The organism is Streptomyces sp. SDT5-1 (assembly GCF_052245995.1).
Taxonomy (GTDB): domain Bacteria; phylum Actinomycetota; class Actinomycetes; order Streptomycetales; family Streptomycetaceae; genus Streptomyces.
Genome location: NZ_CM125963.1, coordinates 1,435,380 through 1,450,340 on the forward strand (window position 1 = coordinate 1,435,380; position 14,961 = coordinate 1,450,340).

At 70.8% G+C, this 14,961-nt stretch carries 12 protein-coding genes; 1 reads left to right on the top strand and 11 read right to left on the bottom strand.

Annotated elements, in window-relative coordinates:
* The 11 genes from ACTWJ8_RS06800 to ACTWJ8_RS06850 all read right to left on the bottom strand — a co-directional run bounded on the left by ACTWJ8_RS06800 (position 1) and on the right by ACTWJ8_RS06850 (position 13,780).
* Positions 1–861, bottom strand: coding sequence for a carbohydrate ABC transporter permease (locus tag ACTWJ8_RS06800; RefSeq protein ID WP_356383703.1), 861 nt, complete (start codon positions 859–861; stop codon positions 1–3).
* Complete coding sequence (locus ACTWJ8_RS06805) at positions 858–1,856, bottom strand: carbohydrate ABC transporter permease (protein ID WP_443263296.1); 999 nt, start codon at positions 1,854–1,856, stop codon at positions 858–860. The genes ACTWJ8_RS06800 and ACTWJ8_RS06805 overlap by 4 nt, the downstream gene beginning before the upstream one ends.
* Before the next feature lie 2 nt (positions 1,857–1,858).
* Positions 1,859–3,226 carry an extracellular solute-binding protein gene (locus ACTWJ8_RS06810; protein ID WP_443263297.1) on the bottom strand — a complete coding sequence of 456 codons (1,368 nt, stop codon included), beginning with the start codon at positions 3,224–3,226 and terminating at the stop codon, positions 1,859–1,861.
* A 183-nt stretch (positions 3,227–3,409) separates the two neighbouring features.
* Positions 3,410–4,465 carry a LacI family DNA-binding transcriptional regulator gene (locus ACTWJ8_RS06815; protein ID WP_356383695.1) on the bottom strand — a complete coding sequence of 352 codons (1,056 nt, stop codon included), beginning with the start codon at positions 4,463–4,465 and terminating at the stop codon, positions 3,410–3,412.
* Entirely contained in the window at positions 4,465–6,306 is a 1,842-nt protein-coding gene (locus ACTWJ8_RS06820; protein WP_443263298.1) for a hypothetical protein, read from the bottom strand. The genes ACTWJ8_RS06815 and ACTWJ8_RS06820 overlap by 1 nt, the downstream gene beginning before the upstream one ends.
* Entirely contained in the window at positions 6,303–8,156 is a 1,854-nt protein-coding gene (locus tag ACTWJ8_RS06825) for an MBL fold metallo-hydrolase (protein ID WP_443263299.1), read from the bottom strand. Before ACTWJ8_RS06825 ends, ACTWJ8_RS06820 begins: the two co-directional genes overlap by 4 nt.
* Positions 8,157–8,228: 72 nt before the next feature.
* On the bottom strand, positions 8,229–9,125 hold the full coding sequence (locus ACTWJ8_RS06830) for a Gfo/Idh/MocA family protein (RefSeq protein WP_443263300.1): 897 nt from the start codon (positions 9,123–9,125) through the stop codon (positions 8,229–8,231).
* The gene (locus ACTWJ8_RS06835) at positions 9,122–10,369 is read right to left on the bottom strand and encodes an ROK family protein (RefSeq protein ID WP_443263301.1); all 1,248 of its coding nucleotides are present in this window, start codon (positions 10,367–10,369) and stop codon (positions 9,122–9,124) included. The genes ACTWJ8_RS06830 and ACTWJ8_RS06835 overlap by 4 nt, the downstream gene beginning before the upstream one ends.
* A gap of 37 nt (positions 10,370–10,406) precedes the next feature.
* Positions 10,407–11,273 (bottom strand): carbohydrate ABC transporter permease, encoded by an 867-nt coding sequence (locus tag ACTWJ8_RS06840; protein ID WP_356383883.1) that lies wholly within the window; start codon positions 11,271–11,273, stop codon positions 10,407–10,409.
* A gap of 32 nt (positions 11,274–11,305) precedes the next feature.
* Positions 11,306–12,325: a carbohydrate ABC transporter permease gene (locus tag ACTWJ8_RS06845; protein WP_443263302.1), complete on the bottom strand. Its 1,020-nt coding sequence runs from the start codon at positions 12,323–12,325 to the stop codon at positions 11,306–11,308.
* Positions 12,326–12,376: 51 nt separating this feature from the next.
* Positions 12,377–13,780 (bottom strand): ABC transporter substrate-binding protein, encoded by a 1,404-nt coding sequence (locus tag ACTWJ8_RS06850; protein WP_443263303.1) that lies wholly within the window; start codon positions 13,778–13,780, stop codon positions 12,377–12,379.
* 130 nt (positions 13,781–13,910) lie between these two features.
* On the opposite strand from ACTWJ8_RS06850, the gene ACTWJ8_RS06855 reads away from it, so the two are divergent.
* A complete protein-coding gene (locus ACTWJ8_RS06855; protein WP_356383674.1) occupies positions 13,911–14,957 on the top strand; it encodes a zinc-dependent alcohol dehydrogenase in 1,047 nt (348 codons plus the stop codon).
* Positions 14,958–14,961: the final 4 nt, after the last annotated feature.

The window sequence follows — 14,961 nt, forward strand, 5'->3', positions numbered from 1 at the left end:
TCAGCCCTTGCTTCCTGTGGTGGCGATGCCCTGCGTGAAGTGCCGCTGGCAGACGAAGAAGGCGATGATCATGGGCACGGTGACCACGACGCTCGCCGCGCAGACGATCTCCCAGCGCATCTCGCCGCCGTCGCCGAACTGGTCGAGGACCGCCTTGAGACCGCGCGGCACCGTGTAGAGCTGGGGGTCGCGCAGATAGATGAGGGGTCGGACGAGGTCGGTCCAGGAGGCCTGCACCTCGAAGATGAAGGTGACGATGAGTGCGGGCCTGCACAGCGGCGCCGCGATCCGCCAGAACAGCGTCCAGTAGCCCGCTCCGTCCACCCTGGCCGCTTCGAACAGCTCGCGCGGCAGGCCGAGGAAGAACTGGCGGAGCAGGAAGATGTAGAACGCGGATCCGAACAGGTTCGGCGCCCACAGCGGCACTTGGGAGCTGGCGAGGTGGAGCCAATTCCACACCATGTACTGCGGCACCATCGTGACGGCGGCCGGCAGCATCATCGTGCCGATGACCAGCGCGAACAGCGCGTCGCGGCCCGGGAAGCGGAAGTACGCGAAGCCGAAGGCGACGACCGCGCTGCTGATCGTGACGGTGACGGCCGCCGCGAGGGTCACCGCGACGCTGTTGCCGATCCAGGTGAGCAGCGGCAGCGCCTTCCAGAGCTCCTGGTAGTTGGCCCACTGCACCACGTGCGGGATCAGCGCGTTGTCGAAGACGTCCGTGGAGGGCTTGAGCGAGGCGCTGATCAGCCAGACGAACGGGTAGAGGAAGACGACGGAGGCGAGCAGCACGCCGAGGACGCGCAGCGCCCGCTTGACCAGGCCTTCCTTCGTGTCGGGTCGCATCGTGAGCTGGGTCATCGCTGGTCACCCTCGTAGTAGACGAACCGCTTGCTGACCTTGGCCTGGACGACCGTGATGAGGAGGATCACCAGGAACAGCAGCCATGCGAGCGCTGAGGCGTAGCCCATGTGCATGTACTGGAAGGCCTGTTGGAACAGGTAGACGACGTAGAACAGCGCCGCGTCGCTGCTGTACGACTGCGTGGTGGCGGTTCCGAAGAACGCGGTGTACGCCTCCGTGAACGTCTGCAGCGAGGCGATCGTGTTGACGATCAGCGTGAAGAACAGCGTGCCGGAGATCTGGGGCAGCGTCACGTGCCGGAACGACGTCCAGCGGCTCGCGCCGTCCAAATCGGCTGCTTCGTAGAGGTCCTTGGGGACGTTGCGCAGTGCGGCGAAGTAGATGACGACGGTGGAACCGACGGACCAGAGGCTCGTGAGTACGAGGCCCGGCTTCACCCAGAGACTGTCGGTGGTCCAGGACGGGCCCTCGATCCCGAAGAACCCGAGGACGTGGTTGATCAGACCGACGTTGCCGTTGAACAGCAGCAGGAAGAGGATGCCGACCGCGACCGGGGGCGTCATCACCGGCAGGTAGAACACGGTGCGGAAGAACCCTGCGCTGCGGCCGACCTTCAGCAGCAGCATCGCGAGGACCAGGGCGAACGCCATCGACAGCGGCACGCGAAGGACGGCGAAGATCAGCGTGTTCATCAGGGACTTCGCGACCTGCGGGTCCTCGAAGAGCTGACGGTAGTTGGCGAGGCCGACGTTGTGGGTCGAGCCGATGGCGTCGTAGTCGGTGAAGGACAGCACGAGGCTGGCGAGCATCGGCCCGGCCGTGAAGACGACGAAGCCGATGATCCACGGCGAGATGAATCCGTAGGCGGCCCAGATCTCGCGGCGCCGCGCCCGGCCGCCGGGCTTCTCCCCTCCGACGGCGGAACCGACGGAGCCGGCGGGCCTGCGGCGCTTGGCGGACTTCGAGGGCTTCGGGGTGAGGACGGACTGCATGGCTACTCACGTCCTTCGTTGGCGATGTCGAGCGCGCTCTGCGCCTTGCGCTGCGCCTGGTCGAGGGCCTGCCGCGGGGTCTGCTCGCCGGACAGGACCCGGTTCACCGCGGACTGCCACGCGTCCTTGAACTCGCTGCCCGCCGCGTTGGCGGGGACCGCGAAGCCCTTGCGGGAGAGGTCGAAGACGATCCGGGTGGCCTTGTCGAAGGCCTTGTTGCCGGTGGGCTTCCAGACGTCGTGCTCGATGATCCGGTCCGCGGCGAGATTGCCGGTGACGTCGCCCGTGTAGGGCGCCCCGCTCTTGCGCGTCTCCTTCGCCTTGGCCCGCGCGGCGTGCACCCAGGTCTTCGTCGCCGTCATCGTCTTGACGAACGTGCAGGCGGCGTCGGGGTGCTTGGCGTTCTTGGGGATCGCCCAGCCGAGTCCCGACGACCAGTTGAGCGGCTTTCCGTCACGGCCGCGGAACACGTCGGGGGCGAGGTCGATCTTGGGTGAGGCACCGGCCAGGACGTTGACGTACCAGTCCTCCATCGGGAACGAGCCGAGCTGTTCGCGCACGAACTCGTTCTTCGCTCCGAACATGTCGAAGGAGTCGCGCAGCGCCTTCAACTTTCCCCAGCCGCCCTGCGCGTTGACGAGCTTCACCGCGTACGTGAGCGCCTCGACGGCCTTCGGGTCGTTCAGCTCGGCGGTGCGGCCGTCGGCGCTGATCAGGTCGGCGCCGTTGGCCTTCGCCCACAGCGGGAAGAACTCGGGGATCTTGGGGTCGAAGCCGATCCGGGTGAGCTTGCCGCCGCTGCGCCGTTGCAGCGTCCGGGTCGCCTCCTCGAGCTTCTTCCAGTTCCCGGTCGAGAACTCGGCGGCGCTGGTGCCGTTGTCCTTGAGCACCTTGTCGTTGGTGAGCAGCAACCGGCTGTCGTACGAGTCCGGGAGCGCGTACACCGTGCCGTCGAGGGAGCCCTCGTCGATGGCGGTCCTCACATAGCCGTCGGTGTCGATGTGCTCGCGCTTCAGGCAGTCGGTCAGCGGCATCAACGCGCCGCGGGCCGCGTAGCCACCGACGAGGGTGCGGTCCATGACGACCGCGTCGGGGGCGTCGCCCGCGGCGACCGCGGAGAGGAACTGCTGCGAGTCGAAGGCGCCTTCGTTGACCTGGATGTGCAGTCCGTCGGGTGCGAGCGCCTTGCGGGCCGCGTCCATGCGGTCGCGCGCGAGGGCGTCGGACTGCATGAACCCCATGGTGGTGAAGGTGGAGTTCCCGCTGTCTGCCACGCTCACGCCGCCGCAGCCGGACAGGGCCGGCAGCAGGGCGAACGCCGCGGCGAGTCCCGCCGCCTTGCGGCGTATGCGCTGGGGTGGTGCCGCCATCGTCTCTCCTTTGAGTGGCGAGCTACACGAGGGGGAAGGGGGATGCGGCTCTGTTCCACCGGCGTCGTGGCGACGTCCGCGGTGTGGCATCGATCCCACATGAGAACGTAACCACGTCCGGTGCGGGCGTCAACGGTTTTCGGCCGGGCAGTTGCCGGAATCGATCGGTCGGTGCGGTCGGGGTCAGCTCTTGGGCGGCGCGGTGGACCCGCGCAGCACCAACTCGGGCTGCAGAACGACGGATTCGGCCCGCCCCGCACCCTCTCGCCCGACCCGGTCGAGCAGCAGCTCGGCGGCCCTGCCACCAAGGTCGAACACGGGCTGGCGCACGGCGCTCAGGCCAGGCTCGACCATCTTCATCCATGCCAGGTCGTCGAACGAGACGACGGAGCAGTCATCGGGAACCGTGACGCCACGCCGCTTGAGTTCCTGCCACACGAGTTCGGCCATCACGTTGTTCGCGGCGAACACGGCGGTGAGCGACGGGTTTCCGTCGAGGAACGCGGCGAGCTGCGCCGCCTGATCGCCCTCGCCCTGGCTCAGGTCGAGGACGTGCCGACGCGGCACGGGAAGCCCCGCGTCCCGCAGCGCCGCCCGATAGCCCTTGAGGCGGTTGCGCCCCGTGTCCCACTGGACCTCGTCGACCACGATGGCGATGTCACGGTGCCCGAGCCCGACGAGGTGCTCCACGGCGAGCCGCGCACCCCGCTCGTTGTCGATCGCCACGGCGTCGCAACCGCGCACGCCCGACCTGCGGTCCAGTTCCGTGACCGGCACCCCGTGCCCGACGAGGGTCTCGGTGGCGCCCCGCGCGACGGGCGTCAGCAGCACTCCGTCGGCGCGCATCGACAGGAAGGCGCGCGCGCCCGCGGCGGCCCGCTCGTCGTCGCCGTGGTCGTCGACGAGCACCATCTGGTACCCGGCCGCGGACAGGGTGTGCTCGACCCCCGCGGCCAGCTCCGCGTAGAACTGGTTGCGCAGGTCGGAGACGAGCACGCCGACGAGTCCGCTGTTGCGCCCCTTCAGGGTGCGCGCCGACACGTCCGGCACATACCCGAGCCGCTCGGCCGCGGCCTCGACCCGCTCCTTGATGTGGTCGGCGACGTACCCGTGCCCGCCGAGCGCCCGGGATGCCGTGGAGCGCGAGGTCCCCGCGGCCTCGGCGACGTCCCGCAGGGTCGCCCGCGCGCGCTTGCCGCCCGAACCGCCGCCGCGCACCGCCGCCGCCCCGTTCGCCATCAGGCCGTCCTTCCCTTCGCCCCCGCCGGCCCGCTCCTGGGCTGGTCACGGCTCCGCCAGCGAGCCCACATCGTCCGCAACGCAGCGTAGTCGATGTCCTCCAGCGGCTCCCCCGTCCGGTCCACATGGCTGCTCAGGTACAGCGCCGGGACGCCGAGTTCATCCTTGACCTCGGTGTACGCGCGCCACTGCGCGCGGTCGGGAGCGCACCAGTCGTCGGTGTCGACGGGTGTGTCCGGGCATGCGGCCGCGGCGACGGCGGCGCGCAGCCGCATCTGCGGCACCACCCGCGCGTACGGCTCCGGGTCGTCGAGGCGCAGCATGTCGTTGAGCCGGATCATGTCGGTGACGTCGGCGAAGGCCGGGTGCGGGGTGTGGGTGACGACGAGGGCGTCCGGCTTCGCGGCCTTGGCGGCGTCGTACAGGACCTTCAAGTGGGCGTGCAGCAGCGCGATGCCCCAGGTGTCGCTCGCGTGGGCGCGCAGGCTCTCGCCGGACGGGGTGTCCGCCGTGAAGTCGATCTTCAGTCCGTCGGCGTCGAGGCCGTCCGGCGAGAGCATGGCGCGGATGTTCCCGGCGAGAAGTTCACGGGCCTCGGGGTGGGTGGGGTCGAGCGCGACCGGAAGGCCGTCGGCGGTGCGCACGCACAACGCGTCGGGTACGCCCTCGGTCGCCCAGGCCCGCCACCACAGGAGGACCTTCTGGCCGCGGGCGTGCCGATCGGCTATCCATTCGCGGAGTTCCGGCCATGCGACGCGGTCTGGTTCCCATCGCCCGTACGCCTGCTGCCATTTGTCGTCGATCACGACGGTCCCCGGCACGAGGCCGTGGGCTTCGAGGTGGTTCAGGTGGGCGTCGTACTCGGCACGGGTGCTCAACGCGGGGGCGGGCGTGCCGGTGGTACGGGATCGGGCCATCTGCGCGCCCCAGCCGCAGAACATCGGCTCGGTCCACCACGCGGGACGGTCCTCCGGGGCGGTGCGTGGGCGCGCGGCCCAGCCTTCGCGCTCCAGCCAGGCGCGATGCGCCCGCAGTCCGCTGTACGGGTCCGGATGCCCCGGCGAGAGGAGCACCGAGGGTGAGTGGTGACGGCCGTCGACACGGGTGTGCCCCTCGTGGGCGAGGGCCAGGTGGAAGCCGCCGTCCGACGGCACGTACGTGAGCTCGGTGAAGGTCAGGTCGTCGACGGGCGCCCCGGCCGACACGGTCCACCAGCCGTGCGGGGTCTCGGCGGCGGCCGGATCGACCGCCTCGTCCACGCGGTCCTCGGTCAGGGCGAGGGCGAGCGGCGCCGGCGTGAAGAACCAGTGGCCCCGGCCGGGCCGGGCATCGCCGCACACTCCGACGGCGGCGCTCTCGCCGGCGCCCCTGGTGAGGCGGCGGGGCGGTCCGGGGTTGGGGGTGAAGAGCGTCCGCCAGGCATGGCCGCTCGGACGCAGGCCGCCGCCGCGACCGCCGAGCGCGGCCCGCTGCGCGAGCAACAGGCTCTGCCGCAGCCTGCCTTCACCCTCGACCTCCCACGTGAGGACGGGCCCTTCCGGCGTGCACTCGATGCGGGTGCGGGCCGCGCGCCATGCGGTGCTGCGGCGGGAGATGGTGACGACCGGGTGCGGTCCTGTGGTGTCGAGTTCGGGGGCGTCGACCGACAGGGTCTCGTCGGTACGGTCGGTGCGGTCGAGGGCGCCGGGGAGTTCGATGTGGACGGGGCGGTGGGGCACGGCGGTGTCGGTCCTGCGCAGCGTGGCGGTCTGCCCGTCCGTCGCGACGGTGAGCCGCCAGCCCGGTGCCCGTACGTCCACGCGGCCGTCGACGTACTCGCCCTGGATGTGTGCCGTCGTCATCGCACGCTCACCAGCGCCTCCGCCTGCTGACCGAAAGCCGTCCGGCCCACGGTCAGGTCCACCGCGACCCGTGTCCGCTCCTGCGGCGGCGCGTCTGTGGGCACGCGCAGGGCGAACTCCGTTTCGGTCACCTGGTGTGCGGAGAGCCCGATGTCCCGGACGGGTGGATCGGCCTGCCAGCCGGGTGGCACGACCAGTTCGAGGCGTGCCGTCTCCGCCCGGTCGAACGGGTTGCGGACCTCGACCGTCAGCGGCAGCGTGCCGCCCCGGGGCGGCACGCTGCGGTACGGGAAGATGCGCGCGCCGAACCCCTCGGCCTCGAAGTCGACGTCGCGCGGGAGGAGTTCGCGGTGCAGCCGGGCCAGGCGCGCACCCTCGGTCGTCAGCATGTCGAGGTACGCGTCGGTCACCTCGAAGGGGTGCCAGTGCCCGCTGATCATCATCTCGGGGCGCAGCCGCTGGTACAGCTCGGCGCTGCGCACGAAATCGTCGACGCGGAAGCGGTTGCGGTACTGGTAGTTGAGCAGTTCCGGCTGCCTGTCGTCCGGGTTCCACGCGGTGTTCTGCTGGTCCCCCGTGGCGATGACCCGGCGGCCGTCGACGGTGAAGGCGTATGCGGCCGCGTAGAGCGTGTGTCCGGGCAGCTCGTGGACGCCGATCTCGTACTCGCGCCAGCGCACGGTGCCGTTGTCCGGCAGGGCACGGTCGACCGGGATCGGGTCGTACCAGAGGCAGGGCAGGTCCCAGCGGGTGGGCGCGGCGAGCACGGGGGCGATGTGCTCCGGGGCCCAGACCTCGGTGCCGTGCACCTCGCGGAGCAGGTTGAAGCCTGCGACGTGGTCGTCGTGGTAGTGCGTCGGCAGGGCGACCTCGACGCGGTCGATGCCGTGGTCGCGGCGCAGCGACTCGATGGAGGTGAGCAGCGGACGGCGGGAGGAACGGTCGTGGCCGCCCGGCAGGCCGGTCGTCAGATCGAAGCCGAAGTCGATGAGCAGGGCGGTCCCGCTGTCGGAGAGCAGGGCGTACGAGTTCGCCATGCTGGTGACGTTGCGCAGCAGGTGGGGGGTGACCGGCTTCCAGGGGTGAGTGAGCATCGGCTCGGGCCGCCACGGGGTGGCGCGCCGCATGTCGATGAGCTCCTGGAGGTGGTCGCGCAGACGGGCCACCGCGGCGGGCGGGTCGGTGACCGTGTCGCCGTGGGACGGCAGGAGCAGGTCCGGGGCGTGGTCGAGGAGTTGGGCGCAGGACAGGACCGTCGCGGCCGCGCCCTCCATGCCCGCGTTGGGGTGGAAACCGGTGTACGCCCACTGGGTCGCGGCCAGGGACCAGACGCGGCCCTCGCCGTGGATCAGGTCGCCCGTGAAGGCGAGGCGGCGGCCGTCGATGTCCACCAGGTAGCCGACCGAGCCGACCGTGTGGCCCGGCAGCGGCAGCGTGTGGACGTCGAACGCGCCGTGGCGTGCGGTGCGGTACTCGGCGACCGTGCCGGTGACCGGGACCTGGTTCAGGAGCGAGAAGCGGTCCTGTCGTACGTCGTAGTCGTTGTCCAGGGGGCGGGTGCGCCAGTGTTCGTCGACCGCGTCGATCAGGTCGCGCTCGACCGGGGGCACCCAGATCCGGATGCCTTCGCGGGCGGCTCGGGCCAGGCCCTGGACCTGGTCACGGTGGTGGTGGGTGACGAGGATGTCCGTCACCCGGTCGATGCCGAAGTCTCCGATGTGGTCGAGGATCCGGCCCGAGCCGAAGTCGACGAGGACGGCCTCGCGGCCGTCGCGGAGGGCGTAGACGTGGCAGGTGTCCTCGAAGCGGAAGACGTTCTCTGTTGGCCCCGAGTGTGGCATCGATCCCATGTGGGAACGATGCCACGCCGGGGTGTGGGGGTCAATGCTTGCGGTGGGACGGGGTCGGCGTCGCGGGGCGCCTCAAGCCACTGCCGGACTCGATGCGGCCAACAGACGCTGCAACCGCACCCCCCTGCGCACATCCAGCTCACCCGACCGCCCCGCCCGGACGGACTCCGCGAACTCGCGGCGGAGGATCGGCCAGCACTCGTCGTGGTCGATGTCCGCCGTGTCGTAGACCAGTTCCGGTCCGGGGCCGAAGAGTTCGACGCGGGTGAGGGCGCGGGGGCGGGAGACGGAGCCGGAGAGGGAGGCCTGGCTCACCGCGCCGTTCTCGTGTTCGCAGGTCAGCTCGATCCAGCGGCGGGAGTCGCCCGTCGCGCGGATCGAGGCGATGGGGCCGACCGCGGCGTCGAGGAGGTCGAGGAGGTGCGGGCCCAGGTCGTACAGGGCGCCCTGTTCGAGGCGCCAGGAGGTGGCGAAGTCGCCGCCCAGGAAGGCGCCGTGGAGGTAGCAGGAGCGAGCCCCCGTCACCGTCATCTGTTGTGCCCGGTCGAGGAAGGCGCGGGTCGTCGGGTGGTAGCGCTTCGTCAGGACGAGTTGGGTGACGACGCCCGCCTCGTCGACGGCGTCCGCCAGGCGTTCGGCCGCCGCCAGGTCGAGGGCGAGGGGCTTCTCCAGGAGGAGGGCCTTGCCCGCCTTCGCCGCGCGCGGCGCCAACTCCGCCTGGACGGACGGCGGTACGGCGAAGGCGACGGCCTCGCAGCCGTCGAGGAGTTCGTCGAAGCTCGCCGCCACCGCGGCGCCGTAGGGCTCCGCCGTCGCGAGGGCCGCTTCCGGGCGGCGGGCCCAGACGGCGGTGAGGCGGGTCTCGGGGCCCGCGGCGAGCATCCGGGCGTGCATGGTGCGGGCCCAGGGCCCTGCGCCGACGAGTCCGACGCGGACGGGGGCGTGCGGCCATGCGGGGGTGTCTGTCACGGGGTTCCTTGGGGTGGTGCCGGTGCGGCGGAGGATGCGGCCGCCGCGCGCAGGCGGGCGTCGGCGCGGTCGGGGGCGTAGAGGACGTCGACGACCATCGCGGCGGCGCCGGTCAGGCCCGCGTGTTCGCCGAGCCGCGAGGTGACGACGTCGAGGTGGGCGGTGGTGCGGGGCATGGCGCGCTGGTAGAGGAGTTCGCGGACGCCGGTGAGGAAGGGGATGCTCGCGAGGTCGCCGGCGAGCATCAGGACGCCGGGGTTGAGGAGCGTCACGACCGTGGCCAGGACCTCGCCGGCGCGCTGTCCCGCCTCGCGGGCGAGCCGGACGGCGTCCGGGTGGCCCTGTTCGAGCAGGGCCCTGACCTCGGCTCCGGTGGCAGCCTCGATGCCCTGGGCGGAGAGGTCCCTGGCGAGGGCCCGGCCGCTGGCGACCGCCGCGAGGCAGCCGTAGGACCCGCACATGCACAGCGCGTCCGGCCGGTCGTGGAGCCGGATGTGGCCGATGTCGCCGGCGCCGCCGTCGATGCCGCGGTAGATCTCGTTGTTGACGACGACGCCCGCGCCGATGCCGGTGGACACCTTGATGAGGACGAAGGCGGCGCAGTCGGGGTGGCCCGCCTGCTGTTCGGCGAGGGCCATCAGGTTGGCGTCGTTGTCCACGAAGACGGGGACCGCACGGCCGGTCGGGTCCTCCAGGGAGGCGCCGACGTGCTCGGCGTACGCCTCCCGCATGCGTTCCCTGACCGGGAAGCGGTCCCAGCCGGGCATGATCGGCGGCTGCACGATCATGCCGGTCTCCCAGTCCACGGGGCCCGGGACCGAGAGGCCGATGCCGCAGATCCGGTCCGCCGCCGTGCCGGACTCGGCGAGGAGTTCGGGGAAGCGGCGGGCCAGCCGGTCGAGGACCCGGTCGGGGCCGTCGCCGATGTCGAGGTCGAGGGCCCGCTCGGCGAGGACCGTGCCCGCGAGGTCGAGCACGGCCACGCGCGCGTACCGGGTCTCCAGGTCGACGGCGAGGACGGCCGCGTGCCGGGTGTCGAAGGCGATGCGGTGCGAGGGGCGGCCTCCGGTGGAGGTGCCGGTGTCCTGGCGCAGCCAGCCCGCCCCTGCGAGTTCGTCGAGGCGGAGCCCGACCGTCGAGCGGGACAGGCCGGTCGCGCGTTGCAGCTCGGCACGGGTGGTGGCCTGGCCGCCGCGGATCAGTTGCAGCAGTCGGCCCGCGCTCGCCGGGCTGGGCGTGCTCATCGTCGTCTTCCCCTGTTCACCTGAGTCGTTCCCCCGGTCAGCTCTTGTCGGCGCCGGCGGTGAGGCCCTCGGTCAGCAGACGTTCCGCGGCGAAGAACAGAATTACCACGGGGATCGTCAGCACCACGGACCCGGCCATCAGCACCGTTTTCGACACCTCGATGCCGTTGGAGAGCTGGGCGAGGCCGAGCGACACCGTCCACTTGTCGGGGTCGGCGGCCAGGAAGAGGAGGGCGAAGAGGAATTCGTTCCACGCGATCATCAGCACGTAGAGGCCGGTGGCCATCAGGGACGGCAGCGCGAGCGGCAGGATGACCTTGCGGACGGTCTGGAGGCGGCTGCACCCGTCGAGGGCGGCGGCCTCCTCGATCGAGTACGGGATGGTGACCAGGTAGTTCTTGAGCATGTAGATCGCGACGGGCACGGTCTGGGCCACGTAGACGATCGCCAGGCCGACCAGGCTCGACGAGAGCCCCATCTTCGCGAACATCACGAACAGCGGGACCGCGAGCAGCGTCGACGGGAACATGTAGACGGCGAGGAACAGGGCGCTGACCTGGCGGTTTCCGAAGAACTTGAGGCGACTGATCGCGTATGCGCCGGGGACCGCCGCGAGGAGGGTGAGGAACACCGTGCCGAGCGAGACGAGCGCCGAGTTGCGCAGGAGCTGGAGGAAGCCCTGGCCGCCGTGGTCGGTGGAGCGCAGCACTTCGGTGTACGTGTCGAGGGTGAACTGCTTGGCCGACACCCACAGCGATCCGGGGTCGAGGAGCAGCGCGTCGATCGGCTTCACCGACAGGAGCAGCATGTAGTAGAAGGGCACGATCGTGATCAGCGCGAGGAACGCGATGACCACCCAGCGGGCGACGCCGAAGAACCGCTCCTCGAACTGCGCGCGCGTCATGGTCCGCCTGCCGGGACCCGTATGCGTGCTCGTCACGACTCCTCCTGGACCTTGTTGCCGAAGAACTTGAAGTACAGGCCCAGCAGGACCATCAGGACGACGGCCAGGACAAGGGCCTGAGCCGCCGCGGCCCCGACGTCGTAGCGCGAGGTCAGGAAGTCATAGACGCGCACGGCCGCGACGTCGGTGCCGGCGCCGCCGCCGGTCAGCAGGTAGACGTCGTCGAACTTGTTGAACGTCATGATGAAGCGCAGCACGCACAGGAGCGCGATCACCGGCATGAGCTGCGGGAGCAGGATGTGCCGGAAGCGCTGGGTGGGCGTCGCGCCGTCGACCTTCGCGGCTTCCTCCAGGCCGTCAGGGACCGCCTGGAGGCGGGCGAGGATGAAGAGGAAGGCGAACGGGAAGTAGCGCCAGCACTCGAAGGCGATCACGGTGAGCAGCGCGAGCGGGATGTCGAAGTGCGCCCCGAGCACATGGACTTCGTACGAGCGCGTGGACAGGAACGCGATCGGGTCGTCCCAGCCGAACAGCTTCTGGCCCCACTCGTTGACGATGCCGTACTGCGGGCTGAGCGCGACCTCCCACACGAACGCGACGGCCACGACCGGGGCCACGTAGGGCAGGAGCATCGCCGCGCGCAGCAGTCCGCGTCCGCGGAACGGCGTGCGCAGCGCGAGCGCGGCGAGCAGGCCGAGGGCGACGGAGCCGAAGGTGGCGCCGACGGTGTAGGTGAGAGTGGTGCCGAGGCTGGACCAGAAGCCGGCGGACTCGAAGACCTGCGTGAAGTTGCGCAGGCTCCAGTTGCCGAACAGGCCCATGCCCTGGATGTCGACGAGCTTGGCGCGCTGGAAGGCGAGCAGCACGGTCCACAGGATCGGCAGCACCACGACGACGAGGACGACGAGGAAGGTCGGGCTGACGAAGGCGAAGCCCGCGCGGGCCTCGCGGCGGCTCGCCGTCATGGGCTTGCGGGTGCGGCGTCCGGGCGGGGTGGGTGATCCGTCCGGCGGTTCAGGGCGCTTCGTCGCGCGGGAAGTGGCAGTGGTCATGGCAGGGCTTTCGACGCTTCCGACGGGGAGTGGGCGGGGTGCGGCGGGCCGCTACTGGAGCGACTTCTTCAGGGCGGCGACCTCTTCCTCGGCTTCGCGCGAGGCCTCGCGGGGCGAGGTCTGTCCCGCGGTCATGGCGCCGATGGCCTTGGGGACGGGCAGTTCGCCGTTGGTGGCGCCGACGAGGGCGCCCTCGCCCTGTTCGATGCCCCAGCGGCGCAGGTCGCCGATGCCGTCGGCGAGCTGGTCGAGGACCTTGGGCGAGTAGACCTCGTCGAGCGGTTTGCGCTCGCCGACGCCGATGCTGCTGTGCCGCCAGGCGGCCATGTACTTCTCGGGCTCGGCGGCGGTGCCGCGGCGCACGGGGATCTTGCCCTCGGGGGCCTGGCCGAACCAGTCCTCGTAGCCGCTGCCCATCATGTACTCGATGAACTGGCGGGAGGCGTCGGTCTCGGCGGTCTTGGTGGTGACCCAGGAGGTGATCTCGCCGAACTGGGCGGCCTTGTTCGCCCCCGTGCCCCTGAGGGCGGTGACGATGCCGGTGTTGTCGGCGAGGAACTGCTTGTCCTTGCCGCACTGCGGGCAGCTGGGCAGCGCGTCCTTGCGCAGGCCCGCGAGTTCGTCGAGGAGGAACGAGGACCAGATCATCATCGAGGAGCGGCCCGCGAAGTAGGTGGCGCGCGTCGAGTCGACGGTCTGGGTGCCGGGCGCCCCGTACTCGCGCGCCAGCTGGTCGTACGTGTCGAAGGCCTTGACGCACTGCGGGGAGTCGAGGGTGACCTTGCCTCGGCCGTCGACGAGCTGGCAGTCGCCCGCAAGCGCGAGGCTCTCGAAGCTCTGCGAGGTGAAGACGTCCGAGGGGTCGGTGGCGGCGGAGACGCCGTCGTGCCCCTTGGTGGTGAGCTTCTTGGCGGCCTTGACCAGCTTGGCGTACGTGTCGGGCTTGCTCAGGCCGGCCTTGGCGAAGTCGTCCTTGCGGTAGACGAGCAGCTGGAGCCAGGCGTCGGAGGGGACGCCGAGAGCGGTGCCGTCGTCGCTGGTCAGCTTCAGGGCGTTCTTGTCGAACGTGCCGCGGCCCAGCTTGTCGACGATCTGCCGGGGGATGTCGGTGTTGAGCAGGCCGTTGCTGTACATCTGCCAGGTCTGGCCCATGGGGGCCGCGCCGATCACGTCGGGCAGGTGTCCTGAGGCGGCGGCCGACATGATCAGCTGCGGCATCTGGCCCTCGTCGACGCCGACGAGGTGCACCTTGACGCCGGTCTTCCTCTCGAAGCCGTCGATGATCTTCTGCGTCGCCGCGACGCGGTCCGGGAGGTTCTCCTGGGACCACACGGTGATCTCACGGTCCGGTTTCCCCGGCCCCGTGCTGCTCGCGCAGCCGCTGAGCAGCCCGATGCCCAGCGCCGCGGCGGCACCGACCGCGGTCGCCCTCGACCGTCGCGTCCTGATGCGCATTGCCCGTCCTCATCGCCGACTTACGTCTGTCAAGCACGCATCTCAGCACTACTTTTGCATGTTGACAAGACATAAGTTGCGGATATTGTCGACTCAACCAACAGCCGCACCACCCTTTTCGGAGTCGTCCGTGGAACGCGTCGTTCAATTCACAGGTCCCCGCCAGGTGGAGGTGGCCGAGCACGAGCGCCTGGAGCTGCCGCCGGGCCACCTCCGCGTCCACACGCGCTACTCGGGCATCTCGGCCGGCACGGAGCTGACCGCCTACCGCGGCACGAACCCGTATCTGACCCGCACCTGGGACGCCGACGCCCGGCTCTTCCGCGACGACGAGGCCGGCATCAGCTATCCGGTCGTCGGCTGGGGCTACTCCGAGGTCGGCGAGGTCACCGAGGTCTCCCCCGAGTTGGCCGGCACGCCCGGCATGCCGGAGGTCGGCGACCTCGTCTGGGGCATCTGGGGCCACCGCAGCGAGGGCATCGTCCCGGCCGAGCGGATGATCGGGCACACCCTCCCCGCGGGCCTCGAACCACTGGCCGGGGCCTTCGCCCGCGTCGGCGCCATCGCGTACAACGCGGTCCTGGCCGGCGGGATCAACCTCGGCGAGGACGTCGCCGTGTTCGGCCAGGGCGTCATCGGCCTGATCGCCACCCGCCTCGCCCGGCTCAGCGGCGCCCGCGTCACCGCGGTCGACGCGCTCCCCGGCCGCCTCGACACCGCGAAGAAGTACGGCGCCCACACCACCCTGAACGCCCGCACCGACGCCGTCGCCGAGCGCGTCCGCGAGGCCACGGAAGGCCGCGGCGCCGACCTCGCCATCGAGATCAGCGGCGCCTACCCGGCGCTGCACACGGCCGTCCGCTCGGTGACCGTCGGCGGCCGGGTCGTCGCCTCCGGCTTCTACCAGGGCGACGGCATCGGCCTGCGGCTCGGCGACGAGTTCCACCACAACCGCGTCGAGATCGTCTGCTCCCAGATCGGCGGCGTGCCCTCCCAGCTGTCGGGCCGCTGGACGGTGGAGCGCCTGCAGCAGACCTTCCTGCGTCTGGTGGCCGAGGGGCAGGTGGACGTGGAGTCCCTCGTCAGCCATGTCGTCCCGGTCGCGGACGCCGCCGACGCCTATGTCCTGCTCGACGAGCGCCCCGCCGACGCCCTCCAGGTCGTCCTGGAGTTCTGAGAGG

Bases quoted from the DNA above. Each gene is read 5' to 3' on its own strand.
- ACTWJ8_RS06820 (WP_443263298.1), bottom strand. From the start codon at position 6,306: ATGACGACGGCACACATCCAGGGCGAGTACGTCGACGGCCGCGTGGAC.
- ACTWJ8_RS06850 (WP_443263303.1), bottom strand. From the start codon at position 13,780: ATGCGCATCAGGACGCGACGGTCGAGGGCGACCGCGGTCGGTGCCGCC.
- ACTWJ8_RS06840 (WP_356383883.1), bottom strand. From the start codon at position 11,273: ATGACGCGCGCGCAGTTCGAGGAGCGGTTCTTCGGCGTCGCCCGCTGG.
- ACTWJ8_RS06835 (WP_443263301.1), bottom strand. From the start codon at position 10,369: ATGAGCACGCCCAGCCCGGCGAGCGCGGGCCGACTGCTGCAACTGATC.
- ACTWJ8_RS06845 (WP_443263302.1), bottom strand. From the start codon at position 12,325: ATGACCACTGCCACTTCCCGCGCGACGAAGCGCCCTGAACCGCCGGAC.
- ACTWJ8_RS06800 (WP_356383703.1), bottom strand. From the start codon at position 861: ATGACCCAGCTCACGATGCGACCCGACACGAAGGAAGGCCTGGTCAAG.
- ACTWJ8_RS06805 (WP_443263296.1), bottom strand. From the start codon at position 1,856: ATGCAGTCCGTCCTCACCCCGAAGCCCTCGAAGTCCGCCAAGCGCCGC.
- ACTWJ8_RS06825 (WP_443263299.1), bottom strand. From the start codon at position 8,156: ATGGGATCGATGCCACACTCGGGGCCAACAGAGAACGTCTTCCGCTTC.
- ACTWJ8_RS06810 (WP_443263297.1), bottom strand. From the start codon at position 3,226: ATGGCGGCACCACCCCAGCGCATACGCCGCAAGGCGGCGGGACTCGCC.
- ACTWJ8_RS06815 (WP_356383695.1), bottom strand. From the start codon at position 4,465: ATGGCGAACGGGGCGGCGGCGGTGCGCGGCGGCGGTTCGGGCGGCAAG.